The organism is Curtobacterium sp. TC1 (genome assembly GCF_019844075.1).
Lineage (GTDB): Bacteria > Actinomycetota > Actinomycetes > Actinomycetales > Microbacteriaceae > Curtobacterium.
This window is the reverse complement of record NZ_CP081964.1, coordinates 1,001,119-1,025,294: the sequence shown is the minus strand read 5'-3', so window position 1 is coordinate 1,025,294 and position 24,176 is coordinate 1,001,119. Positions and strand designations below refer to the sequence as shown.

Genomic DNA, 24,176 nt, shown 5'->3' with positions numbered 1-24,176 from the left:
TAATGTCATGACATGGGATTCGGAGCTTGCTGCGCTGGTCCCGTGTCGCCGGTGACGCCGGTTCTGCGGGCGCGTCGGTGTGCCGGGAGGCGCGGTGTCGGTGGGTCCTGCCAAGGTCACGACATGCAGATCCTCGCCCTGGTCATCGGTCTCGTGATCGGCATCGCCGTCGGTGCGGTCGTCGCCTGGTCGCTCGCGCGGTCACGCGCCGGCGTCGACGCCGCCGCCTCGCGCGCGAGCGCCGAGGCGCTCCGCACGCGGCTCGACGAGGTCCGCCGCGACGCCGAGGAGCGCCTCGATGCGCAGGACGCCCAGTACCGCCGACAGGTCGACTCCCTCGAGCGTCGCTCCGCCGAGCTCGAGCACCTGGTGCAGCGCATGCACGGCGCGGACTCGGCCCGGAACCAGAACGAGTCGAAGGTGCTCTCCGCCCTCAGCCCCGTCGCGCAGACCCTCGACGTCATGCGCACGAAGATCGCCGAGCTCGAGCAGTCCCGGAGCGAGCAGTACGGCGCCCTGTCCGCCCAGCTCCGGTCGGCCGCCGAGTCCGAGGAACGCCTGCGCGCCACGGCCGACACCCTGGCCAGTGCCCTGTCGTCGAACAGCACCCGCGGCGTGTGGGGCGAGACGCAGCTGCGCAACGTGGTCGAGGCCGCCGGGTTGCTCGAGCGGGTCGACTTCGACGTGCAGTCATCGGTCACCACCTCGGCCGGCACCGCCCGACCCGACATGGTCGTGCACCTGCCCGGCGGCAAGACCATCGCCGTCGACGCCAAGGTGCCGTTCAGCGCCTACCTGCAGGCCGCCGAGATCCCGGCGACCGCCACCGGAGCCGAGGGGGCCCGCCGCGACGCGCTCATCGGGCAGCACGTCAAGGCGCTCCGCGCGCACGTCGACGCCCTCGCCGCGCGCGAGTACTGGACCGGGTACGACGCCTCCCCCGAGCTCACCGTCGCCTTCATCCCGTCCGAGTCGCTCATCTCGAGCGCCCTCGCCGCCGACCCCGGCCTGCTCGACCACGCCTTCCGCAAGCGCATCGCCCTCGCCTCGCCCGTGACCCTGTGGTCCGTGCTGAAGACCGTGGCGTTCTCGTGGCAGCAGGACGTCGTCTCCCAAGAGGCGCACGAGCTCTTCAAGGTCTCCCGCGAGCTCTACGGCCGGCTGTCCACGATGGCGGGGCACGTCGACAAGCTCGGCCGCTCGATCCGCGGTTCGGTCGTCGACTACAACCGCTTCGTCGGGTCGCTCGAACGCCAGGTCCTGCCGAGTGCCCGTCGGCTGTCGCTGCTCGACGAGTCGAAGGTGATCGCCGACCCGGCGTCGATCGAGGACGAGCCGCGGCTGCTCACGGCCCCGGAGCTCGTCGGCGCCGTCGACGACGACTGACTGCGCAGCGGCGCACCGCACTGCTCCGCTCCGCTCCGCACAACGAAAACCCGTCCGAACCACGGGATCACGTGGTTCGGACGGGTTGCAGTGGTGCAGCGCGGATCTGCGCCGATCAGGACCGCCGACGGATCAGAACCACTTCTCCGCGCGGTGGTCCGCCTGGATCCGGCGGATGGTGTTCGACCGCGACCGCAGCACGAGCGAGTCGGTGTGGATGACGCCGCGCGAGCGACGGACACCGTCGACCAGGACACCGTCGGTGACGCCGGTGGCGACGAAGAACGTGTTGTCACCGGTGACCAGGTCGTCCTGGTCGAGGACCTTGTCCAGGTCGTGGCCGGCGGCGATGGCGCGCTCGCGCTCCTCGTCGTCCTTCGGCTGGAGCTTGCCGAGGATCACACCGCCGAGCGCCTTGATCGCGCACGCGGTGATGATGCCCTCGGGGGTGCCGCCGACACCGACGCACATGTCGATCGTCGAGCCGGGCAGGGCGGCGGCGATGCCACCGGCGACGTCACCGTCGAGCAGCAGTCGCGTGCCGGCACCGGTCGCACGGATCGCACGGATCAGCTCGTCGTGGCGGGGACGGTCGAGCACGGCGACGACCATGTCCTCGAGGTCCTTGCCCTTCGCCTTCGCCAGCGCGCGGATGTTGTCACCGATCGGCTTCTCGAGGTCCAGGACACCGCGACCCTCGGGACCGGCGGCGATCTTGTCCATGTAGAACACGGCGGACGGGTCGTACATCGAACCGCGGTCGGAGACTGCCATGACGGAGATGGCGTTCTGGCGGCCGGCGGCGGTGAGCGAGGTGCCGTCGATCGGGTCGACCGCGATGTCGCAGGCCGGACCGTGTCCGTTGCCGACGTGCTCGCCGTTGTAGAGCATCGGGGCGTTGTCCTTCTCGCCCTCACCGATGACGACGACGCCGTCGAAGTTCACCGTGCCGAGGAACTTGCGCATCGCGTCGACCGCGGCGCCGTCGGCGAGGTTCTTCTCACCGCGCCCGACCCACGGCTGCGCACGGATCGCGGCGGCCTCCGTCGCACGCACGAGCTCGAGGGCCAGGTTGCGGTCGGGCTGGAGGAACAGGGAGCCGGTTTCCGTAGTGGGAGTCACGACCTGAGCTTACCGACCCCCGTCGAGTCACACTCCAGTCCGGCTGACTACGATCGGCGGGGACATCACCGAAGTCGAAGGAGATCCACGTGCCCATCGCAACGCCGGAACAGTACGCCGAGATGATCGAACGCGCGAAGGCGGGCAAGTTCGCGTACCCCGCGGTCAACGTGTCCTCGTCGCAGACCATCAACGCGGTCCTCCAGGGCCTGCAGGAGTCCGGCTCGGACGGCATCCTCCAGGTGACGACGGGCGGTGCCGACTACTTCGCCGGCCACACCATCAAGAACCGCGCCGCCGGTGCCCTCGCGATGGCGAAGTTCGCCCACGAGGTCGCGAAGAACTACGACATCACGGTCGCGCTGCACACCGACCACTGCCCGAAGGACGCCCTCGACGGCTTCGTCCTGCCGCTCATCGCGGCGAGCGAGGAAGAGGTCCGCGCCGGGCGCAACCCGATCTTCCAGTCGCACATGTGGGACGGCTCGGCCGTGCCGCTCGACGAGAACATCGAGATCGCGAAGACCATGATCGAGAAGACGCGGAACATCAACGCGATCCTCGAGGTCGAGATCGGCGTCGTCGGCGGCGAAGAGGACGGCGTCGAGCACGAGGGCACGAACGACGCGCTCTACACGACTCCGAACGACGTCGAGAAGGTCGTCGACGCGCTCGGCCTCGGCGACAAGGGACGTTGGATCGCCGCGCTCACCTTCGGCAACGTGCACGGCGTCTACAAGCCGGGGGGCGTCAAGCTCCGGCCCGAGCTCCTCGGCGAGATCCAGGCCTCGGTCGCGGCCAAGCACGGCACCGGCGAGAACCCCCTCGACCTCGTCTTCCACGGCGGCTCCGGCTCGACCGACGACGAGATCCACGAGGCCGTCCGCAACGGCGTCATCAAGATGAACATCGACACGGACACGCAGTACGCGTTCACGCGGTCGATCGCCGACTCGATGTTCCGGAACTACGAGGGCGTCCTGAAGATCGACGGCGAGGTCGGCAACAAGAAGCAGTACGACCCCCGCGCCTGGGGCAAGGTCGCCGAGTCCGCCATGGCGGCTCGCGTGGGCGAGGCCGCGAAGGTGCTCGGCTCCGCCGGTCACACCAAGGGCTGAGCAGGTCCGTCCGGTCGGGTCCACCGGCCGGGAGGAACGGGGCGCGTCCGACGGACGTGCCCCGTTCTGCGTCCGGTCGCCGCCACCGCATGCCACGATGGGCGGGTGACCGTCGACGCCATCGCCTCCGAGTTCGCCCAGTTCGTCACCGAGTCGCCCACCGCGTTCCACGCGGCAGCGGCGTCCCGTGACCGCCTCGTCGCAGCCGGGTTCACCGAGCTGTCCGAGCTCGACGCCTGGCCGACCGAACCCGGCGCGTACGTGGTGGTCCGCGACGGTGCGGTGATCGCGTGGCGACTGCCGGAGGGTGCGTCGGCGACGACCCCGTTCCGGATCCTCGGCGCCCACACCGACTCCCCCGGCTTCCGCGTGAAGCCGAACCCCGGCGTCCGCACCGGGGGCTGGGAGCAGCTCAACGTCGAGGTCTACGGCGGCGCGCTCCTGTCCACCTGGTTCGACCGCGACCTCCGCATCGCCGGCCGGGTCGTCGACGCCGACGGCAGCGTCCGGCTCGTCAGCACCGACGCCGTCGCTCGCATCCCGAACCTCGCCATCCACCTCGACCGCGGGGTGAACGACGGCAAGGAGATCGATCGCCAGCGCCACACGCTGCCGATCGTCGGGGTCGACGGCGACGCCGGTGGGACCTCGGTCGTGGAGTGGCTGCGCGCCCGCCTCGGAGCCGATGCCGTGTCGTGGGACCTCTTCCTCGCCGACACCCAGGCCCCCGCCCGCATCGGCATCGAGCGCGAGTTCCTGGCCTCGGGCCGGATGGACAACCTGACGAGCGTGCACGCCGGACTCCGCGGCATCGTGGACGCCCCGGTCGACGGCGACCACATCCCCGTGTTCGCCGCGTTCGACCACGAGGAGATCGGTTCCTCGACCCCGTCCGGAGCCGGTGGTCCGTTCCTCGAGGACGTCCTCGGCCGCGTGCAGGAAGGCCTCGGCGCCACCCGCTCCGAGGCCGCCCGGGCGTTCCGCGCCTCGTGGCTGCTGTCGAGCGACGCTGGCCACCTGGTGCACCCGAACCAGCCGGAGAAGCACGACCCGACGAACCGTCCACGCCCCGGTGCCGGCCCGTTGCTGAAGATCAGCGCGAACCAGCGCTACATGACCGAGGCCAAGGGCGAGGCCGTTTGGGCCGCCGCGTGCGACACGGCCGGGGTGCCGTGGCAGCCGTTCGTCAACGTGAACACGATCCCCGGTGGCTCGACCATCGGCCCGATCGCGGCGACGCGGCTCGGGATCCCGACGATCGACATCGGCGTCGGGCTGCTCTCGATGCACTCGATCCGCGAGCTCGTGCACGTCGAGGACCTGGCGTCGCTGCACGGCGCCGTCGCGGCGTTCCTGGCGGGCTGAGCACTGGCGGGCTGAGCCCTGGAGGACTGAGCCCCGCCCGGCCGGACCCGGCTGCGGTCAGGCGCCGGTCTGGCGCATCATGAACTCGACGAACTGCGGGTCCTGGAACACCACGACGATGAACGCGATGGTGCTCACGAACGTGGCGACGACCGCGCCGACGATCGGTACCCAGAACGTGCGCTTCCGTGCCCGGAGCCGGCGGATCGACCACCACGCCACGAGCGCGAACACCACGACGTTCGTGATCGCGCCGATGATCGCGGCACCGCTCAGTGCGCTCGGGTCGTTCAGCGCCGTGTACTGCGTCTCGAGGGTCCGCCGGACCGTCGAAGCGACGTTCGTGACGGCGAGCGACTGCACGACGGAGATGAGTCCGAAGGCGAGCAGCCCGACCGTCAGGACGAAGTCGGCGGGGGTGCGGCCGAACCGGCTCGTCGAAGTCGTTCGCTGCGCCCCGTCGGGTGCGCCCGGACGACCGCCGGGCACGGCACCGTCCGGGGTGCCCGCACCGGCACCGGACCGGTACGCCGTCGCACCGTCCCGCCCTGCCTGGCTCGCTGCCTGCTGGCGGCGGTCGCGCTCCTGCTGCTCACGCTCCTGTCGTTCCCGTTCGACCAGGACCGGGTTGACCCATCCCTCGGGCGCGTACTCGCCGTACGCGGGGGCGGGTCGGCCGTGGACCCGGCCGCTCGCGGCACCGTCGGCCGTCGTCGGGGACGTGCCCCGGGCCTCCTGGCCGGCTGCCGCCGTGTCGTCGACGTGACCCGGCTCGCGTCGCGGCACCGAGCCCCAGCCGTCCGCGCCGCTCATGCCCGACGCCCGCCGAGCGCGCGCGTCGGGTTGCCCGACGCGTCGGTGCGGAGCTCCTTGGGGAGCGAGAACATCAGGTCTTCGTGTGCGGTCACGACTTCTTCCACGGCGCCGTACCCGGCGTCGGCGAGCTGTTCGAGGACTTCGGCGACGAGCTCTTCGGGGACGGACGCACCGCTCGTGACGCCGACGGTGGCGACGCCGTCCAGCCACTCCTGGCGGATCTCCTCCGCGTAGTCGACGCGGTGCGCGGCCTTCGCGCCGTGCTCCAGCGCGACCTCGACCAGGCGGACGCTGTTCGACGAGTTGGCGGAGCCGACCACGATCACCAGGTCGGTGCCCGGTGCGACCTTCTTGATCGCGACCTGGCGGTTCTGGGTGGCGTAGCAGATGTCGTCCGACGGCGGGTTCGCGATCGTGGGGTACTTCTCGCGCAGCAGGCGGACGGTCTCCATCGTCTCGTCGACGCTCAGCGTGGTCTGCGACAGCCAGACCAGGTTGTCGGGGTCGGGGACGTCGAGCGCGGCGACGTCGTCCGGTCCGTTGACCAGGATCGTGCGGTCGGGGGCGTGGCCCATGGTGCCCTCGACCTCTTCGTGGCCGGTGTGCCCGATGAGGATGATGGTGCGCTCGGCCTTCGCGAAGCGGGTGGCCTCGCGGTGGACCTTGGTGACCAGGGGGCAGGTGGCGTCGATGGCGTGCAGGTCGCGTTCGGCAGCCCCTGCCACGACGGCCGGTGAGACGCCGTGGGCGCTGAAGACGACGTGTGACCCGCGCGGGACCTCGGCGACGTCGTCGACGAAGACCGCGCCGCGCTGCTCGAGGGTCGACACGACGTGGACGTTGTGCACGATCTGCTTGCGGACGTAGACGGGCTCGCCGTACTGCTCGAGCGCCTTCTCGACCGCCACGACCGCCCGGTCGACCCCGGCGCAGTAGCCGCGCGGGGCTGCGAGCAGCACCTTCTTCGGACCGGCGACCGGCTCGTCCCGCAGGCGCCCACGCGCCGCGTGCACACGCGGCGGGGCGAGCGGGACCGTGTGGCCGTTGGTGATCGTCACGTCCCCGATGATAGGTGAGCGGAACGCGCGCGACCTGGGCGCGGGCACCATCCGTGGAGATCCCGCCGCTCGCCCGCTGTCACCGGTGTCGGGCACGATGGACGTCCCGCACGAGAAGGAGCGACATGGCGATCGAACAAGGCCCGCCGACGGCCGACAACCCGTGGCCGGTCGCACTCCTGGGCGCGAAGCTCCGCGACTGGATCGACCGGCTCGGCACCGCGTGGATCGAGGGCGAGATCACGCAGTGGAACGTCGCCGGCGGCAACGTGTACGGCAAGCTCAAGGACGTCGAGGTCGACGCCACGGTCTCGTTCTCGATCTGGTCGAGCGTGCGGTCCCGGGTGCCGGCGGACATCAAGCAGGGCGACCGGGTCGTCGCGGCCGTCAAGCCGAACTACTGGGTCAAGGGCGGCTCGCTGACCATGCAGGTCGTCGAGATGAAGCACGTCGGCCTCGGTGACCTGCTCGAACGACTCGAACGCCTGCGCCGCACCCTGGGCGAAGAGGGCCTGTTCGACCCCGCACGCAAGAAGCGCCTGCCGTTCCTGCCGCACCGCATCGGCCTGATCACGGGCAAGGACTCCGACGCCGAGAAGGACGTCAAGCGCAACGCGCAGCTCCGGTGGCCGCAGGTCGAGTTCCGCACCGTCCACACCGCGGTGCAGGGCGAGCGCACCGTCGGCGAGGTCACGGCGGCGATCCTCGAGCTCGATGCCGACCCGACGGTGGACGTCATCATCATCGCCCGCGGCGGCGGCGACTTCCAGAACCTGCTCGGCTTCAGCGACGAAGGGCTCGTCCGCGCAGCAGCAGCGGCGAGCACCCCGATCGTGTCGGCCATCGGGCACGAGGCCGACCGTCCGATCCTCGACGAGGTCGCGGACCTCCGTGCATCCACCCCGACCGACGCCGCCAAGCGTGTCGTGCCGGACGTCGCGGAAGAGCTCGCGAACGTCCGGCAGGCCCGCGCCCGCATCGGCCTGCGGTTGTCGCAGACCCTCGCGGTCGAGGCCGACCGGATCGCGGCACTCCGCTCGCGGCCCGCGCTCGCGTCCACCGCGTGGCTCGTCGACACCCGTGCGGAAGAAGTCGCCCGCGACCTCTCCCGGTCGCGGGAGCTGCTCGACCGCCGGCTCGAGCGGGGGCACTCCGAGGTCGGGCACCTGACCGCCAGGCTCCGGGCGCTCTCGCCGCGGGACACCCTGCGTCGTGGCTACGCGATCGTGCAGCGGGCCGACGGTGGCGTGGTGCGGTCGTCCGACGACCTGTCCGGGCAGACGCCGGTGCACGTCACGCTCGGCGCGGGGACGGCGACCGGAACGCTCGAGCCGGACGGGCCGGGTCCGGACGGCTCGGGTTCGGGGTCGGCCGCCTGACCCGTCGGGGTCACGGACGGTCTGCTCACCACCCGCGGTCGCGCAGCCAGGTCGTCGCCAGCGTGCTCCACGCCTCGGCCGGCCCGAGCCCTTCGGCCAGCCCGATGCCGTGCACCCCGCGCTCGAACACGTGCAGTTCGAAGGGCACCCCGTGTCGCGCCAGCGCGTGTGCGTAGGACAGCGAGTGCGTCACGGGCACGTGCTCGTCCTCGGCCGTGTGCCACAGGAACGTCGGCGGGGTCCGGTCGTCGACGAGCAGGTCCGCGTCCACCGCGGACCGCTCGCGGACGCTCGCGCCCGGTCCGAGCAGGTTGTCGGTGCTGCCGACGTGCGAATTGTCCGTCATCGACGTCACCGGGTAGCAGAGCACCGTCAGGTCGGGTCGGTCGTCGACGTCCGACACGGCGCGCTCCGCCGCCGTCGGTGCGTTCGAGACGAGGGCCGCCAGGTGCCCGCCCGCCGACGACCCGATCACGACGATCCGCGGATCGGACGGGAGGCCCGCCCAGCGTCCGGCGCGCAGGTCGCGGACGAGCGCGCGGGTCGCCACCACGGCGTCCGGGTGACGGTGCGGGGCGAGCGGGTACGCGAACACGACCGCGTCGATGCCGATGCCGTTGAGCCAGCGGGCGTACCCCTCCCCCTCGTGCGGAGCGTGCATGCCGTACCCGCCACCGGGCAGGACGACCGCGAGCGCGGGGCGGCCCGCCCGTCCGTCGTGCTCCGCTCCGGGTCCTGCACCCGGTGCCGGGTACCAGTCCACGCCCTCGGGGAGATCAGCCATGGCGCGACCCTACCGGCCGGTGTTCTCCCCAGGCGCAGCGGGCGGGACCGTGCGTCGGTGGACGCTCGGTAGGATCGGGTCGTGCCATCCCAGCAGGAACCCGAGCAGACCGACGTCCAGTCGCTGAGCTACGAAGCCGCCCGCGACGAACTCGTGCGCGTCGTGAGCGAGCTCGAACAGGGCTCCGCGACCCTCGAACGCTCGCTGTCGCTCTGGGAGCGCGGCGAGGCCCTCGCCTCGCGCTGCGAAGAGTGGCTCGTGGGCGCCCGGGCACGGCTCGACGCGGCGCGCGCGGCCAGCAGCGCCGAGGACGGCTCCGCCCGATGACCGACGCGAACGGTCGTCCGATCGTCGCCGAACTCGGTCGCCCCGAGACGGCGGAGGAGACCTGGGCGCGCAAGGACGCCGCACGGACCGCTCGCCGCCAGCACCAGACCGCCTTCAACCTCGTGATCGCGCTCATCGCGTCGCTCGGCATCGTCCTGTTCCTCGTCGCCGTGGTCGTGCGGCCGGACACCACGGTCGACCGCACCGTCGACTACCAGCAGATCGCGGCCGACGCCCACGTCGGGGACATCACCCTGGCCGCCCCCGACCTGCCGAGCGGCTTCACGTCGAACCGCGCCGACTTCTCCGACAAGGCCTCGGACGACGTCGACGTCTGGACCGTCGGGTTCGTGACGCCGGACAAGCAGTACCTCAGCCTGCAGCAGGGCATCGACGCCAACGGCTCGTGGGTGTCGAACCAGCTCGACCAGCGCCCGTCCACCGGCAGCCGCGTGATCGACGGCACGAAGTGGACCGTCTACGACCGACGGGACGAAGGCTCCGACGCCGGCAACCACGCGTACTCGCTCGTGTCGACGTTCGGCGCGAACACCGTCGTGCTCTCCGGCACCGCCGACGACTCGTCGTACCGCACCGTGGCCAAGGCCGTCGCCGAGCAGTTCGCCCGGTAACCACCGCCGGACGCCGCACCGCCGGACACCTCCGCAACCCGACACCGCCCGACCCGATCCGAGGAGCCCCATGCCCGACCGCGCCGCCTCCACCCCGTCCGACGCCCTGCGCCTGCTCGTCGACGGCAACGCCCGCTTCGCCGCCGACAAGCGCCGCATGGGCCGCACGGACCCCGACCGTCGCACCGAGCTCCAGGGCTCGCAGTCGCCGTTCGCGACCGTCCTCGGCTGCTCCGACTCACGCGTGCCGTTCGAGCACGTGTTCGACGCGGGCATCGGCGACCTCTTCGCCATCCGCAACGCCGGGCAGATCGTCGACGACGTCGTGCTCGGCTCGATCGAGTTCGCGGTCGTCGCGCTCGGCACCCCGCTCGTCGTCGTCCTGCGCCACACCCGGTGCGGTGCCGTCGCCGCCGCCCGCTCCGGTGAGCCCGTCCCCGCGCCGCACCTGCAGGCCCTGGTGGACGCCATCGCCCCGAGCGTCGAGAAGGTCCGCGCCACCGACGCCGAGCTCCCGCAGGAGGCGATCGGCGCCGCCCACCTCGAGGCCACGCTGCGCCAGGTGCTCGAGCGCTCCGGTGCGGTCTCCGACGCGATCGCCGAGGGTCGGCTGGCCGTGGTCGGCGCGACCTACGACCTCGGCACGGGCGAGGTCACCATCGACACGGTCGTCGGCAACGCCTGACGCCGCCTCGGCGCCGCACCCGCACGTCCCCACACCCGACGCACCGGTACAGTCGAACGCGACGCCCGGCGCCGGTTCCGTGACCCACGGGGACCTCGTGCGCCGGCGCAGTCCCCCGACGCGACCGCGTCCGGCGAGCACCCCAGGAAGGACCACGACGACGTGACCGACACCACCGAGACCGAGTTCCGCATCGAGCACGACACCATGGGCGAGGTGCGGGTGCCGAAGTCGGCGTTGTACCGCGCCCAGACCCAGCGCGCGGTCGAGAACTTCCCCATCTCGGGCACCGGGCTCGAGTCGGCCCAGATCGTGGCGCTCGCCCGCATCAAGCGCGCCGCGGCCATCGTGAACGGCGACCTCGGCATCGTCGAGCCCGCCGTCGCCGACGCCATTGCCGGCGCCGCAGACCTGATCATCGGTGGGCAGCACCACGACCAGTTCCCCGTCGACGTCTACCAGACCGGCAGCGGCACCTCGTCGAACATGAACATGAACGAGGTCCTGGCAACCCTGGCGTCGGAGATCGGCGGCACCGCGGTGCACCCGAACGACCACGTCAACGCCTCGCAGTCCTCGAACGACGTGTTCCCGACCTCGGTGCACGTCGCCGTGACCGAGGCCCTGCTCCGCACGCTCGTGCCGTCGCTCGAGCACCTCGCCGAGTCGCTCGAGGCCAAGGCGACGCTGTGGGCCGACGCCGTGAAGTCGGGCCGCACGCACCTGATGGACGCCACCCCGGTCACCCTCGGGCAGGAGTTCGGCGGCTACGCGCGCCAGATCCGCCTGGGCATCGAGCGGGTCACCGCGACGCTCCCCCGCGTCGCCGAGGTCCCGCTCGGCGGCACCGCCGTCGGCACCGGCATCAACACCCCGAAGGGCTTCCCGCAGCGGGTCATCGCCCAGCTCGCGAGCGACACCGACCTGCCGATCACCGAGGCCGTCGACCACTTCGAGGCCCAGGGCGCGCGCGACGCACTGGTCGAGGCCTCCGGGGCGCTCAAGGTGCTCGCGGTCAGCCTGACGAAGATCAACAACGACCTGCGTTGGATGGGCTCCGGCCCGAACACGGGGCTCGGCGAACTGCACATCCCCGACCTGCAGCCGGGCTCGTCGATCATGCCCGGCAAGGTCAACCCGGTCATCCCCGAGGCCACCCTGATGGTGGGCGCGCGGGTCATCGGCAACGACGCCACCATCGCCTGGGCGGGTGCGTCCGGTTCGTTCGAGCTCAACGTCGCGATCCCCGTGATGGGGACGGCCCTGCTCGAGTCGATCCGGCTGCTGGCGAACAGCTCGCGGGTGCTGGCCGACAAGACGATCGACGGCCTGCAGGCGAACCTCGAGCGCGCCCGGGCCTTCGCCGAGTCGTCGCCGTCGATCGTCACCCCGCTCAACCGGGTCATCGGCTACGAAGCCGCCGCAAAGGTCGCGAAGTACGCCGTCGCCGAGGGCATCACCGTCCGCCAGGCCGTCGTGGCGCTCGGACACGTCGAACGTGGCGAGGTCACCGAGGAGCAGCTCGACGCGGCACTGGACGTCCTGTCCATGACCCACCCGAACTGACCCCTCCGCCTCAGCGCTGACGCCTCGGCGCTGAACCCTCCGCCGAAGCGACAGATCTCCGCGAACCGTTCGCGGAGATCTGTCGCTTTCACGAGGGGTTTGCCGGGCGCTACACCAGCTCGGGCGAGTCCAGCAGGTCCGTCACGAGGGCGGCGATCGCCGAGCGCTCCGACCGGGTCAGCGTGACGTGGGCGAACAAGGGGTGGCCCTTCAGCCGCTCGATGACGCTCGCGATGCCGTCGTGGCGGCCGACCCGCAGGTTGTCGCGCTGCGCGACGTCGTGGGTGAGCACGACGCGGGAGTTCTGCCCGATGCGGGAGAGCATCGTCAGCAGGACGTTCCGTTCGAGCGACTGGGCCTCGTCGACGATCACGAACGCGTCGTGCAGGGACCGGCCGCGGATGTGCGTGAGCGGCAACACCTCGATGAGCCCGCGTTCGACGACCTCGTCGAGGACGTTGTCGGACACCACCGAACCGAGGGTGTCGTAGACCGCCTGCGCCCACGGGTTCATCTTCTCGCCTGCGTCACCGGGCAGGAAGCCGAGGTCCTGGCCGCCCACGGCGTACAGCGGCCGGAACACCATGATCTTCTTGTGCTGCTGCCGTTCGAGGACCGCTTCGAGCCCGGCGCACAGGGCCAACGCGGACTTGCCCGTGCCGGCGCTGCCACCCAGGGACACGATGCCGATCTCGGAGTCGAGCAGGGCGTCGATCGCGAGCCGCTGCTCGGCGGACCGGCCGCGCAGCCCGAAGACCTCGCGATCGCCACGGACCAGGGCCACGGAACCGGCCGTGTGCACGCGCCCGAGGGCCGAACCGCGCTCGGAGTGGATGACGACACCGGTGTTGACCGGCACGCCGTCGAGCTGGACGGAGCGGATCTCCTCCTTCTCGTACAGGTCGGCCATCTGCTCGCCGGACACCTGCAGGTCGGCGATGCCGGTGTAGCCGGAGTCCACCGCGAGCTCGGCGCGGTACTCCTCCGCCGCCATGCCGATCGACGACGCCTTGACGCGGAGGGGCAGGTCCTTCGAGACGACGACGACGTCGAGCCCGTCGTTCTGCAGGTTCGAGGCGACGGCGAGGATGCGGGAGTCGTTGTCGCCGAGCTGCAGCCCGGACGGCAGGACGGACTGGTTGGAGTGGTTCAGCTCGACGCGGAAGGAACCGCCGTCACCGAGCGCGATCGGGAAGTCGAGCCGTTCGTGTTCGATGCGCATCTCGTCGAGCAGCCGCAGGGCCTGCCGTGCGAAGTACCCGATCTCCGGGTCGTTGCGCTTCGACTCGAGTTCGCTGACGACCACCACGGGCAGGACCACCGCGTGCTCGGCGAAGCGGAACAACGCCCGCGGATCGCTGAGGAGCACCGATGTGTCGAGCACGTACGTGCGCTGGGCGACCGATGTGGACGAGTCCGCGGTGTGCTGGTGCTGGGTTCCGCGAGAGACGTTCTGAGAGGTCACGACCACTCCATCCCCGGGCCGCGAGCAGCCCGGTCCATGTCCTCGAACGCGGCCGTGGAGCGGGTCCCGAAGCACCGACTGTGGCCGCTTCGATCGGGCGCGGTGCCCGATGGGGACAACGTACGTCCGCCCTCCGACACCCCGCCAGCGACACGCGGATTCCGGCGTTACGGTCACGTGAACAACGCGACTCCGGCAGTCGACGCATCCGGCCGCCGGACGGGAGGCCCGTGGCGGCGCCGCCACGGGCCTCCCGTCCGCTGGTGGGGCGCGCTACTGCAGCGTCGCGTACGAGACGCAGGCGTCCCGGAACATGTCGAGCGTCTCGTCGGTGGTCGACGCGAACACCGACACCCGCGCGACGCCGAGCCGCGTGGTCGCCGTGACACCGTGGTTGTGCAGCGCCGCGGACAGTGCCGTCAGGCGCCCCTCGGCCGGCCGCAGCACGACGATGCCGGCGCGCTCGCGCGGGTCGCGACTGGACTCGACCTCGAGCCCGAACTCGTCGGCGATCGCGAACACGCGCTCGACGCGCTCGGTCACGCGCTCCTGCACGGCGGCGACACCGACGGCGGTCAGCCGGTCCAGCGACACCGCCAGGCGGGCCTGCGCGATCGGGTCGATGCGGGTCATCTGGTACCCGGCGGCACCGGGGCGCACGGCGGGGACGTCGACGGGCCAGCCGGTGGTGCCGTGCGGGCCGGACAGCGCCGGACGCAGGCGGTTCAGGGCACGGTCGCTGAACGCGGTGAAGCCCGTGCCCCACCCGGCGTGCAGCCACTTCTGGCCGCCCGTCGCGACGACGTCCGCGATCTCGTACGGGGCGTCGACGACCCCGAAGCCCTGGATCGCGTCGAGGATCAGCAGGCGGTCGCCGATGACCTCGCGGATGCCGGCGAGGTCGGCCAGGTAGCCGGTGCGCCAGTCGACCAGCGAGACCGCCACGGCCGTCACGTCGTCGGTCAGACGCTCCTGGATGCGCGACGGCGTCATCCACCCGGCGCCGGACTCGATGACGACGGGCTGGACCCGGCCGCCGGTCGCCGAGGCGGCGCTCGCCAGCGCGAGCGGCAGCGACGGGTACTCGTCCGCCGACACCAGCACCCCGCCGGTCAGGCCGAAGGCGGTGTGCAGCAGGCCGGGGGTGGTGGCGGTCTGCGAGACGACCTGGTCCTCGCGGCGACCGACCAACCGGGCGGCGACGGTGCGGACGCGGGCGTCCTGCTCGTCGAGCGTCTCCATGGCGCCGAAGCGCATGTGCTCCTGGATCGTGCCGAGCACGCGCTGCTCCTCGAGCACGGCGGTCTGCACGGGGCCGAACGCAGCGTGGTCGAGGTAGCCGGGGTCTTCGGAGAAGCCGGCGGCGTACTCGTCGATGTTCACAGGTGGTGCACCTTTCGCGGGGTGGAACCCTGTGAGCCTACTGGGACGGGGCTGCCGTGGCCGAACCGACGCGGGACGTGGCCAGCGCGTCAGCAGCCTGGGCGACGTCCGTCGGTCAGCCGCCGAAGCGTCGCGAGCGGAGGCCGAAGTCGCGGACGGCGCGCAGGAAGTCGACCTCGCGCAGGTCGGGGTAGAGCGCCTCGACGAAGTAGAACTCGCTGTGCGCGCTCTGCCACAACATGAAGTCGGACAACCGCTGCTCGCCCGAGGTCCGGATCACCAGGTCGGGGTCGGGCTGGCCCTGCGTGTACAGGTGGTCGCCGATGAGCTCGGGGGTCAGGACCTCGGCCAGGGTGTCGATCGTGCCGCCGCCCGCGCCGTGCGACTCCACGATGCTGCGCATGGCGTCGGCGATCTCGCGGCGTCCGCCGTACCCGACGGCCAGGTTGATGTGGAGACCGGTCCGGCCGGCGGTGCGCTCCTCGGCCTGGGCGAGCGCGGACACGAGCGAGTCGGGCAGGCCTTCGTTCGACCCGACGTGCTGGACGCGCCAGTCCGTGGTGTCGGCCAGGACCCCGGCCAGGTCGCCGATGATCCCCACGAGCTCGCTGAGTTCCGCTCCGGCACGCCCGGTCAGGTTGTCGGCGGAGAGCAGGTACAGCGTCACGACCTCGATGCCGAGTTCGTCGCACCAGGTCAGGAACTCCGGGATCTTCGCGGCGCCGGCGCGGTGGCCGTGCGCGGCGGACTCGAGGCCGAGCTGCTTCGCCCACCGACGGTTGCCGTCGACGATCATGGCGACGTGCTTCGGCTTCGCGCTGCCCTCGATCTGGCGGCGGATGCGGCTCTGGTAGGCGCGGTAGAGGATCCCTCGTCCTGCCCATCCCACCCTGCCGGTCACGCACCGAGCGTAGTGCACCGTCGGTCGGAGCGTCCCGAGTGCGGCTCCCCCGGAACTCGTGGCATCCGTTCGGGCGCGGGGCTTACAGTCGCACCATGCAGGACGAGCACGAGACCGCCACCCTCCCCCACGTCCCGTTCACCGAAGAGGCCGCGACGACCACGGAGGACCCCCGCCCCGCCTGGCGCGGGTGGATCCACCTCGGAGCGTTCCCGTTCGCCATCGCGATGGGCATCGTCCTCATCGCCCTCGCCGACAGCACGGCGGCGAAGGTCGGCAGCGCGGTGTTCATGGCGACGTCGCTGGCCATGTTCGGGGTCTCCGCGACGTACCACCGGTTCCCGTGGGGGCCGACCGTCAAGGCGGTGCTCAAGCGCATCGACCACACGAACATCCTGCTGCTCATCGCCGGCACCTACACGCCGATCGCGATCTGCGCCCTGCCGCACACCCTGATGGTGGTCGTGCTCTGGGTGATGTGGTCCGGGGCGGCGCTCGGGATCGCCTTCCGCGTGCTCTGGATCAACGCGCCACGGTGGCTGTACGTGCCGATCTACCTGGTGCTCGGGTGCGCGGCGCTCGGGCTGCTGCCGCAGTTCTTCGCGGCGAGCGTGCCGATGACGGTGCTCGTGCTGTCCGGTGGCGTCGCCTACATCATCGGGGCGCTGGTCTACGGCTTCAAGCGTCCGAACCCGGTCCCCACCCAGTTCGGCTTCCACGAGGTGTTCCACGCCCTGACGGTGGTGGCCTTCGGCGCGCAGTGGGTCGGCGTGCTCATCGTCGCCCTGGACCCGGTGCGCTGACCGTCCGTCGCACGTTCCTTCCCAGAAGGGGTGCGATAGCTGGTCGTTCCGGGCGTACTCACCCGGAAATTCCGACCAGGTACGCCCGATCCGATCAGGTACACCCGGTTCCGGCAGGCGCGTGGGTGCGCGTCAACCGCGCTCGGTGTCGTCCCCGACGTCGGCTCGGCCGTCCTCGGCCGCACGCCGCTCCGACTCGTCCGTCGCCGGACCGTCGACCGCGGTGCCGTTCGCTTCCGCCTCGAGACGCTCGCGGATCTCCGACCGGTAGCGCGTCCGCCGGATGCGCCGGGTCATGTCGACGACCAGGACGATCGTCGCGACGGCGACGAGGGCGATGGCGATGAAGCCGACGACCCCCGGGGTGACGTTCACGTCCGGCACGACGCTGGGGCTGGGACTGGGGGTGGCGGCGAGTGCCGCCGCGATGGAGCTCACGGGGTCGGTTCCTTGTCGGCTGGGATCCCGGCGAACAGGTCGGTCTCCGGGAGCTCGGTCGGCACGCGGGCCTCCACGAGCTGGTAGTCCTCGGTCGGCCACACCGTGGCCAGGAGGTCGTTCGGCCAGTAGAAGAACGCGCTGTCCGGCGCCACCTGGCTGGCGTGGGCACGGAGCGCGGCGTCGCGGTGGTCGAAGTACTCGTGCACGTCGACGTGCGTGGTGGCGAGGTCGGGTCGGTCGGCGAACCGCTCGACCCACTCGCGCAGCTGTTCGATCGCGGGGCTGTCCGGGTCGCGCTCCTGCAGCGCCTCGAAGATGGTGCTGAAGCGTCGCGGGTTCATCGTGCGCTCGTAGTAGAGCTTCGCGATCGACCACGGTTCGCCGGCGCCGGGGTACGCGGCGGGGTCCGCCGCGGCGGTCCAGGCGGCGACGGACACCTCGTGCGTGCGGATGTGGTCGGGGTGCGGGTAGCCGCCGTTCTCGTCGTAGGTGACGAGCACGTGCGGGCGGAAGCGTCGGATGACCCGGACGAGCGCCTCGGTGCTGTACTCGAGCGGCACGGTCGAGAAGGTGCCGGGTCGGACGGTCTCACCCTTGTCGGCATCGGGCAGACCGGAGTCGTGGTAGCCGAGCCACAGGTGGTCGATGCCGAGGGCCGCCTGCGCGGCGGCCATCTCGGTGCGGCGGTACCCGGCCATGTCGCGGTGCGCACGGCTGGTCGCCGGCTCGCCGAGCTGGTCGTTCAGGATGTCGCCGGCTTCACCGCCCGTGCAGGACACGACGAGCACCTCGTGCCCCTCGGCCACGTACTTCGCAGCGGTCGCCGCCCCCTTGCTCGACTCGTCGTCGGGGTGGGCGTGGACGGCCAGCAAGCGGTACGGCACAGGACTTCCTCACGTGTGGTGAGCGTGGGCGAGCGGGGACGGGAAGTGCACAGCGACGCGTGAACTACCCTGGGATCAGGATAATCACCCCGGGAGCCCCGAACTGTCCGAACAGCACCACGCCGCCACCCTCGACGACCGCTACGGCCGCACCCCGGCCCGCGCGCGCCGCAGCAAGGCCGTCGCGATCACCGCCGCGATCGCCGTCGTCGTGGTCTTCGCCGCCTGGGTGATCTGGGCGGGTCTGGACCAGTCCGACCGCGGCCTGACCGACGACGTCGTGGGGTACGAGGTCCTCTCCCAGCACAGCACGGTCGTGCACTCGCAGGTCTCCGTCGACCCGGGGGTCCGCGCGAAGTGCGCCGTCCAGGTCCTCGACAAGAGCTACTCGATCGTGGGCTGGAAGGAGATCACCCTCGCCCCGTCCGAGCAGCGCACGCGCAGCGTCAGCACTGAGGTGACGACGACGACCCGTGGCGTCACCGGGTTGATCCACGACTGCTGGATTCCCTAGACTGACCTGATTCGCCTCTCGAGACCGACCACTCGGCCGGTCTCGTTTTTCATGGTCGAAGGGACAGAAGATGAGCAACGACACGCAGGTCACCTGGCTGACCCAGGAGGCGCACGACCGTCTCCAGGCGGAGCTCGACGAGCTGAGCGGCGAGGGCCGTGCCGAGATCGCGCGCCGCATCGAGGCCGCTCGCGAAGAGGGCGACCTCAAGGAGAACGGCGGCTACCACGCCGCCAAGGACGAGCAGGGCAAGATCGAGGCGCGCATCCGCGTCCTCACGAACCTCCTCAAGCACGCCACCGTCAGCGAAGCCGTCTTCGACGGCACGGTCGAGCCCGGCACGGTCGTCACCGCCGTCATCGCGGGCGACGAGTCGACCTTCCTGGTCGGCAGCCGCGAGATCGTCGCCGAGGGCTCCGACCTGACGGTCTACAGCCCGGTCAGCCCCGTCGGCGCCGCCATCGTCGGCCTCAAGGCCGGCGACAAGGCCACCTACACGGCGCCGAACGGCAAGGAGATCGCGGTCGAGGTCGTCAAGATCGAGCGCTACGAGCCGTAGGCAGCACCACAGACGGACGGGAGGCCCGTGGCGACACCGCCACGGGCCTCCCGTCTGTCCGCCGGTCGCGCCCAGGGCGCGCACCGCATTTCCGACAGTCCACGCGTCGAACGACTCGCGGATCGTCGTGGACTAGTGCTCGAGGAGCTCCGGGCGGAAGCCGACCTCGTGCAGGCGCTGGATGACCTCCTGCGCGTGTTCGGGCCCGCGGGCCTCGATCGACAGGTCGAGGGCGACCTCGTTGATGACCAGGCCCTGTCCGTGGCGGGTGTGCAGGACCTCGACCACGTTCGCACCGGCGTCCGAGATCACCTGCGCGACCCGTGCGAGCTGGCCCGGACGGTCCGGCAGCATGATGCGGATGCCGATGTACCGTGACGCGGCGACCAGACCGCGGGTGATCACGCGCTCCATCATGAGCGGGTCGATGTTGCCGCCGCTCAGCAGCACGACGGTGCGCCCGGTGTCGCGGACGGCTCCCGACATGATGGCGGCGACGCCGACGGCCCCGGCGGCCTCGACCACGAGCTTGGCGCGCTCGAGCAGCACGAGCAGGGCGCGGGCGGTGTCGTCGTCGGAGACCGCGACGATGTCGTCGACCAGGTCGCGGATGATCGGGAAGTTCAGGTCACCGGGACGGGCGACCGCGATGCCGTCGGAGATGGTCGGCTTCGTCGTGATGGTGACGGGTTCGCCGGCGCGGATCGACGACGGGTAGGCGGCGGCGTTCTCGGCCTGCACCCCGATGACCTTGATCGGGCGCCCGAGCCGCTCGGCCATGCCCTTGACCGCGAGGGCGATGCCGGAGATCACACCGCCACCGCCGATCGGCACGACGACGGTGTCGACGTCGGGCACCTGGTCGATGATCTCGAGACCGAGGGTGCCCTGTCCGGCGATGACGGCCGGGTGGTCGAACGGCGGGATGAAGACCGCTCCCGTGTGCGCGGCGAAGTCCTTGGCGGCGCTCAGGGCTTCCTCCACCGAGTGGCCGCGCAGCACGACCTCGGCTCCGTAGTGGCGGGTGGCCTGCAGCTTCGGCAGCGCGACGCCGACCGGGGTGAAGATCGTCGCCGGGATCCCGAGCTCGCGTGCGGCGAGGGCGACGCCCTGGGCGTGGTTGCCGGCGCTGGCGGCGACGACGCCCTTGGCGCGCTGTTCCGCGGACAGGGTCGACAGGCGGTTGTACGCGCCGCGGACCTTGTACGCACCGGTGCGCTGCAGGTTCTCGCACTTCAGGTGCACGGGCGACCCGAGCAGTTCGGCCAGGAACTGCGACGTCTCCATCGGAGTGACGCGCGCGACGCCCGAGATGGTCTCCCGTGCCGTCTCGATGTCCGCCAGGGTGGGGATCGCGGCGAGCGTGTGCTGGGAGGCGCTGGTGTCGGTCACTCCCCCATCATCGTCGTTCCGGGCGTCTGCGGCGAACCCGTGACACGAGGGATCGTGCAGCGTCAGCCTGCCGTTCCCTTGACCGCGGTCGGCTGCTCGTCGGTGCCGGGCTTCGGGACGTCGCCACGGCGCTCCCGCAGCTTGAGGATCTTGCGCCGGCGCTTGGTCCGGACGTTCTCGTCGTGCGCCTCCTGCTTGGCCTCGCGCACGTGGTCGGAGTCCATCGTCTTCCAGCGGCCGCTCGAGATCGTCGTGACCATCGAGTTCACGGTCGCGATGAGCGGGACGGCGAAGAACGCGCCCGCGATGCCCGCCAGGCCCGAGGCCGCGGTGACCCCGAGGACGACGGCGAGCGGGTGCACCTTGACGGCGCTGCCCATGACGAGCGGCTGCAGGATGTGTCCCTCGACCTGCTGCACGACGAGGATCACGACGAGCATCCAGACCGCGGCCACCCAGCCGTTGAACACCAGGGCGACGAACACCGCCAGGAACCCGGTGACGATCGCCCCGACGACCGGGATGAACGACCCGAGGAAGACGAACACGGCGATCGGCACCACGAGCGGCAGCTGCAGGATCGCGGCGCCGATGCCGATGCCGACGGCGTCGACGAACGCGACGAAGATCTGCACGCGGATGAAGCTCGTCAGCGTCGTCCACCCCGCGACACCCGCGCCGTCGATCGCGCTGCGGGCGTTCTTCGGGAAGAGTCGAACCGTCCAGCGCCAGACGTTCTTGCCGTCGATGAGCAGGAAGATCACCGTGAAGATGACGATGAACAACCCGGTGAGGATGTGCGTCAGCGACGACCCGGCGCTGGCCACCCCGGACAGGATCGAGCCGGAGTTGCTCTGCAGCCAGTCCGTCGCCTGGTTGAGGTAGGAGTTCAGGTCCTTCTGGCTGATGCCGAGTCCGGACCCGAGCACGAAGTCGCGGATGTTGTCGTACTGCGACAGCGTGCGGTCTCGGAGCGACGGGTACGCGGCGGCGATCTGGTCGACGACGAGCCAGATGAGCGCCCCGACGGCGGCGAGCCCACCGACCAGGCTGACGATGACGGCGACCCACTTCGGCACGTGGTGGCGCTGCATCCAGTTCGACAGCGGGACCAGGAGCGCGGCGACCACGATGCCGATGAGGAACGGGATGAGGATCTCGCTGAAGAGGGTCACCAGGTAGATGACCACCGCGACGACACCCACCACGACGAGGATGCGCCACGACCACGCACCGGCGATCCGCATGCCGGGTGGCACCGCGTCATCGACGACGACGGGATCGGTGTGCGGTGTCTTCTTGCCCCAGGCCATGGGCCGATCCTAGCGATGCGCTCGGCGTCGCGTTCCAGATACGGCATACGTTCCGACGCCGTGCTGTCGGCGGGGTTCGGTAGCGTCGGCGCATGGTCAGGTCCTCGCTCTCCGATGCCGAAGCCCGCCGCGTCGCCCTCGCCGCGCAGGGGTTCGGTCGGCCGCCGGCGCTGGACGTCTCGACACGCGCGGTGAACGCCGCCTTCGCCCGCCTCGGGCTGCTGCAGATCGACTCCGTGAACGTGTTCGAACGCAGCCACTACCTGCCGCTCTTCGCACGCCTCGGGCCGTACGACCGGTCCACGCTCGACCGGCTGACCCTCGGACGGTCCGGCCCGTACACCGAGTACTGGGCGCACGAGGCCGCCCTCATCCCACGCGACGACCTGCGGCTGTTCCGCTGGCGGATGGACGCCCTGCGGCAGCGCGACGCCGGCCCGACCCGGATCGACGGCGTCACCCGCACCGCCGCGGTCCGACGCGAGCTGCACGCGCTGCTGCGTGCCGAGGGGCCGATGCGTGCCAGCGCGGTCGAGCACGAGTCGAACGTGCGCCGTGGTCCGTGGTGGGGCTGGAGCGACGTGAAGACCGGGCTCGAGCAGATGTTCCGCTGGGGCGAGGCCGTGAGCGCCGGGCGGTCGGGCTTCGAGCGCGTGTACGCCCTGCCCGAGCAGGTCCTGCCGGCCGGCTTCCTCGAGACGGCCCCGCCGCGCGCCGCCGCCGTGCTCGAACTCGTCCGGCACGCCACCCGCGCCCTCGGTGTCGGCACCCGGGCGGACATCGCCGACTACTACAGGCTGCGGTCGGACGACACCGCGGCCGCCATCGCGGAGCTGACGGCCGCCGGCGAGCTCCTGCCCGTGCGGGTCGAGGGCTGGGGCGAGCGGGCCTGGCTCCACCCCGACGCCCGGGTGCCCCGACAGCTCACCGCCGACGCCGTGCTCAGCCCGTTCGACCCGGTCGTGTGGTTCCGCCGCCGGGCGGAGCGCATGTACGGGTTCCACTACCGGATCGAGATCTACACACCGGCGCCGAAGCGGGTCTTCGGGTACTACGTGCTCCCCGTGCTGCAGGACGACCGGCTCGTCGGCCGGATCGACCTGAAGAGCGACCGGCAGCGGGGCGTGCTCCGGGTCCGGACCGCGTGGCAGGAGCCCGGCGAGCACCTCGATGCCGAGCGGCTGGCCGAGACGCTCCGACGCACCGCCGCGTGGCAGGGACTCGACGCCGTCGAGGTCACCGATCGGGGCACGGCCGCGGCGGCCGTCGCCGGTGCACTCGGGCTCCCGCTGGTCCCCCACGAGGCCGTGGACGACGCCGATCCTCCGGAACCCGCCGAGCAGCTCGACGCAGCGGAGGCCTGACCGGCGTCAGAAGCGGTCGGCGTTGGCCCGCAACCGCGCGATGCGGTCCGGCAGCGGCGGGTGTGTGGAGAACAGCCGGTCCATCACACCGGGGCGCATCGGGTCGGCGATCCACAGGTGGGCCATCGACGAGTTCTGCGTCTGCATCGGGCGACCGTACGCGCCGAGCTTCTCGAGCGCCCGTGCGAGTCCTTCGGGATGGCGGGTCGTCATCGCACCGGTGGCGTCGGCGAGGTACTCGCGCTGCCGGGACACGGCGGCCTGCACACCCGCTGCGGCGATCGGCGCGACGACGACGGCCACGATGCCGGCGATGAGCAGCACGGGGTTCGCGCCGCCGCCGTTGTCGGAGTTGCGGTTCCGGCCGCCGGACAGGCCGCTGAAGATCGAGATGCGCAGGAGCACGTCGGCGATCAGACCGACGGCCACCACCAGCCCGAACACCATCGTCGAGACCCGGATGTCGTAGTTCCGGACGTGCCCGAGTTCGTGGGCCATCACGCCCTGGAGCTCCTGGTCGTCCATGATCTGCAGCAGCCCGGTCGTCGCGGCCACGACGGCGTGCTCGGGATCGCGCCCGGTGGCGAAGGCGTTCGGCGACGGGTCCTGGATGACGTAGACCCGGGGCATCGGCATGCCGGTCGAGATCGCCAGGTTCTCGACCGTCCGCCAGAGCCGCGGTTCGGATGTGCGGTCGATCTCGATGCCGCCGGCGATGGCGGTCGCCTGCCGAGCGGCGAAGAAGTACTGCAGCACCGCGTAGCCCAGGGCGACCGCGAGCGCGATGACACCGATCGAGACGTTCCCGGCCAGGTAGCCGCCCAGGAACCCGAGCGCGCCGATGATCAGCAGGAAGACCAGGACGATGACGACGGTGTTGCGCTTGTTCCGCGCGATGGCGCTGTACACGGCAGCTGCG

The 24,176-nt window shown here is 71.3% G+C and carries 24 protein-coding genes; 12 read left to right on the top strand and 12 right to left on the bottom strand.

The window, feature by feature from the left end; genetic code table 11:
* Positions 1-123 precede the first annotated feature (123 nt).
* Positions 124-1,386 carry a DNA recombination protein RmuC gene (locus tag KZI27_RS06000; protein ID WP_222659903.1) on the top strand — a complete coding sequence of 421 codons (1,263 nt, stop codon included), beginning with the start codon at positions 124-126 and terminating at the stop codon, positions 1,384-1,386.
* Positions 1,387-1,518: 132 nt separating this feature from the next.
* Here the strand turns inward: KZI27_RS06000 and glpX are convergent, their stop codons facing one another.
* Positions 1,519-2,508, bottom strand: coding sequence for a class II fructose-bisphosphatase (gene glpX, locus KZI27_RS05995; protein WP_017886722.1), 990 nt, complete (start codon positions 2,506-2,508; stop codon positions 1,519-1,521).
* A gap of 89 nt (positions 2,509-2,597) precedes the next feature.
* Here glpX and fbaA point away from each other — a divergent pair, with 89 nt between their 5' ends.
* On the top strand, positions 2,598-3,626 hold the full coding sequence (gene fbaA, locus KZI27_RS05990) for a class II fructose-bisphosphate aldolase (protein ID WP_222659902.1): 1,029 nt from the start codon (positions 2,598-2,600) through the stop codon (positions 3,624-3,626).
* A gap of 105 nt (positions 3,627-3,731) precedes the next feature.
* Positions 3,732-4,991 (top strand): M18 family aminopeptidase, encoded by a 1,260-nt coding sequence (locus tag KZI27_RS05985; protein ID WP_222659900.1) that lies wholly within the window; start codon positions 3,732-3,734, stop codon positions 4,989-4,991.
* 57 nt (positions 4,992-5,048) lie between these two features.
* Here KZI27_RS05985 and KZI27_RS05980 read toward each other — a convergent pair whose 3' ends face one another.
* A complete protein-coding gene (locus KZI27_RS05980; RefSeq protein ID WP_222659898.1) occupies positions 5,049-5,804 on the bottom strand; it encodes a DUF6264 family protein in 756 nt (251 codons plus the stop codon).
* The gene (locus tag KZI27_RS05975) at positions 5,801-6,865 is read right to left on the bottom strand and encodes a 4-hydroxy-3-methylbut-2-enyl diphosphate reductase (protein WP_260233085.1); all 1,065 of its coding nucleotides are present in this window, start codon (positions 6,863-6,865) and stop codon (positions 5,801-5,803) included. The genes KZI27_RS05980 and KZI27_RS05975 overlap by 4 nt, the downstream gene beginning before the upstream one ends.
* 125 nt (positions 6,866-6,990) lie before the next feature.
* Between KZI27_RS05975 and xseA the strand changes: the two genes are divergently transcribed.
* Positions 6,991-8,244 carry an exodeoxyribonuclease VII large subunit gene (gene xseA / locus KZI27_RS05970; protein ID WP_222659896.1) on the top strand — a complete coding sequence of 418 codons (1,254 nt, stop codon included), beginning with the start codon at positions 6,991-6,993 and terminating at the stop codon, positions 8,242-8,244.
* Between the two features lie 25 nt (positions 8,245-8,269).
* On the opposite strand, the gene KZI27_RS05965 is transcribed toward xseA, so the two are convergent.
* Positions 8,270-9,028 (bottom strand): alpha/beta hydrolase, encoded by a 759-nt coding sequence (locus KZI27_RS05965; protein ID WP_222659894.1) that lies wholly within the window; start codon positions 9,026-9,028, stop codon positions 8,270-8,272.
* 81 nt (positions 9,029-9,109) lie between these two features.
* Between KZI27_RS05965 and KZI27_RS05960 the strand changes: the two genes are divergently transcribed.
* The 4 genes from KZI27_RS05960 (at position 9,110) to KZI27_RS05945 (ending at position 12,238) form a co-directional block, all read left to right on the top strand.
* Positions 9,110-9,355 (top strand): exodeoxyribonuclease VII small subunit, encoded by a 246-nt coding sequence (locus tag KZI27_RS05960; protein ID WP_222659892.1) that lies wholly within the window; start codon positions 9,110-9,112, stop codon positions 9,353-9,355.
* Positions 9,352-9,987 carry a DUF4245 domain-containing protein gene (locus KZI27_RS05955; protein ID WP_222659890.1) on the top strand — a complete coding sequence of 212 codons (636 nt, stop codon included), beginning with the start codon at positions 9,352-9,354 and terminating at the stop codon, positions 9,985-9,987. The genes KZI27_RS05960 and KZI27_RS05955 overlap by 4 nt, the downstream gene beginning before the upstream one ends.
* Positions 9,988-10,057: 70 nt before the next feature.
* The gene (locus tag KZI27_RS05950) at positions 10,058-10,672 is read left to right on the top strand and encodes a carbonic anhydrase (RefSeq protein ID WP_123313279.1); all 615 of its coding nucleotides are present in this window, start codon (positions 10,058-10,060) and stop codon (positions 10,670-10,672) included.
* A 162-nt stretch (positions 10,673-10,834) separates the two neighbouring features.
* Positions 10,835-12,238 (top strand): class II fumarate hydratase, encoded by a 1,404-nt coding sequence (locus KZI27_RS05945; protein WP_222659888.1) that lies wholly within the window; start codon positions 10,835-10,837, stop codon positions 12,236-12,238.
* A gap of 109 nt (positions 12,239-12,347) precedes the next feature.
* Here the strand turns inward: KZI27_RS05945 and KZI27_RS05940 are convergent, their stop codons facing one another.
* The 3 genes from KZI27_RS05940 to KZI27_RS05930 all read right to left on the bottom strand — a co-directional run bounded on the left by KZI27_RS05940 (position 12,348) and on the right by KZI27_RS05930 (position 15,987).
* A complete protein-coding gene (locus tag KZI27_RS05940; protein ID WP_222659886.1) occupies positions 12,348-13,709 on the bottom strand; it encodes a PhoH family protein in 1,362 nt (453 codons plus the stop codon).
* Positions 13,710-13,976: 267 nt separating this feature from the next.
* Positions 13,977-15,086, bottom strand: a complete 1,110-nt coding sequence (locus tag KZI27_RS05935) for an aminotransferase class V-fold PLP-dependent enzyme (RefSeq protein WP_222659884.1) — start codon at positions 15,084-15,086, stop codon at positions 13,977-13,979.
* Between the two features lie 115 nt (positions 15,087-15,201).
* Entirely contained in the window at positions 15,202-15,987 is a 786-nt protein-coding gene (locus KZI27_RS05930; RefSeq protein ID WP_173170760.1) for an isoprenyl transferase, read from the bottom strand.
* 95 nt (positions 15,988-16,082) lie between these two features.
* On the opposite strand from KZI27_RS05930, the gene trhA reads away from it, so the two are divergent.
* Positions 16,083-16,790, top strand: a complete 708-nt coding sequence (gene trhA / locus KZI27_RS05925) for a PAQR family membrane homeostasis protein TrhA (RefSeq protein WP_222659882.1) — start codon at positions 16,083-16,085, stop codon at positions 16,788-16,790.
* A gap of 132 nt (positions 16,791-16,922) precedes the next feature.
* Here trhA and KZI27_RS05920 read toward each other — a convergent pair whose 3' ends face one another.
* Together KZI27_RS05920 and mca are read right to left on the bottom strand one after the other, a co-directional pair.
* Positions 16,923-17,228, bottom strand: a complete 306-nt coding sequence (locus KZI27_RS05920) for a hypothetical protein (RefSeq protein ID WP_111084812.1) — start codon at positions 17,226-17,228, stop codon at positions 16,923-16,925.
* Positions 17,225-18,115, bottom strand: a complete 891-nt coding sequence (gene mca, locus KZI27_RS05915; protein ID WP_222659880.1) for a mycothiol conjugate amidase Mca — start codon at positions 18,113-18,115, stop codon at positions 17,225-17,227. The genes KZI27_RS05920 and mca overlap by 4 nt, the downstream gene beginning before the upstream one ends.
* 103 nt (positions 18,116-18,218) lie before the next feature.
* On the opposite strand from mca, the gene KZI27_RS05910 reads away from it, so the two are divergent.
* Both KZI27_RS05910 and greA read left to right on the top strand, forming a co-directional pair.
* Complete coding sequence (locus KZI27_RS05910) at positions 18,219-18,629, top strand: DUF4307 domain-containing protein (RefSeq protein WP_315971217.1); 411 nt, start codon at positions 18,219-18,221, stop codon at positions 18,627-18,629.
* 70 nt (positions 18,630-18,699) lie between these two features.
* The gene (greA, locus tag KZI27_RS05905) at positions 18,700-19,188 is read left to right on the top strand and encodes a transcription elongation factor GreA (protein WP_111084815.1); all 489 of its coding nucleotides are present in this window, start codon (positions 18,700-18,702) and stop codon (positions 19,186-19,188) included.
* A 132-nt stretch (positions 19,189-19,320) separates the two neighbouring features.
* Here the strand turns inward: greA and ilvA are convergent, their stop codons facing one another.
* Both ilvA and KZI27_RS05895 read right to left on the bottom strand, forming a co-directional pair.
* Positions 19,321-20,580 carry a threonine ammonia-lyase gene (ilvA, locus tag KZI27_RS05900; RefSeq protein ID WP_222659878.1) on the bottom strand — a complete coding sequence of 420 codons (1,260 nt, stop codon included), beginning with the start codon at positions 20,578-20,580 and terminating at the stop codon, positions 19,321-19,323.
* 62 nt (positions 20,581-20,642) lie between these two features.
* A complete protein-coding gene (locus KZI27_RS05895; protein ID WP_222659876.1) occupies positions 20,643-21,893 on the bottom strand; it encodes an AI-2E family transporter in 1,251 nt (416 codons plus the stop codon).
* A 92-nt stretch (positions 21,894-21,985) separates the two neighbouring features.
* On the opposite strand from KZI27_RS05895, the gene KZI27_RS05890 reads away from it, so the two are divergent.
* A complete protein-coding gene (locus KZI27_RS05890) occupies positions 21,986-23,257 on the top strand; it encodes a winged helix-turn-helix domain-containing protein (protein WP_222659874.1) in 1,272 nt (423 codons plus the stop codon).
* Positions 23,258-23,263: 6 nt separating this feature from the next.
* Here KZI27_RS05890 and KZI27_RS05885 read toward each other — a convergent pair whose 3' ends face one another.
* A complete protein-coding gene (locus KZI27_RS05885) occupies positions 23,264-24,166 on the bottom strand; it encodes a M48 family metalloprotease (protein ID WP_222659872.1) in 903 nt (300 codons plus the stop codon).
* Positions 24,167-24,176: the final 10 nt, after the last annotated feature.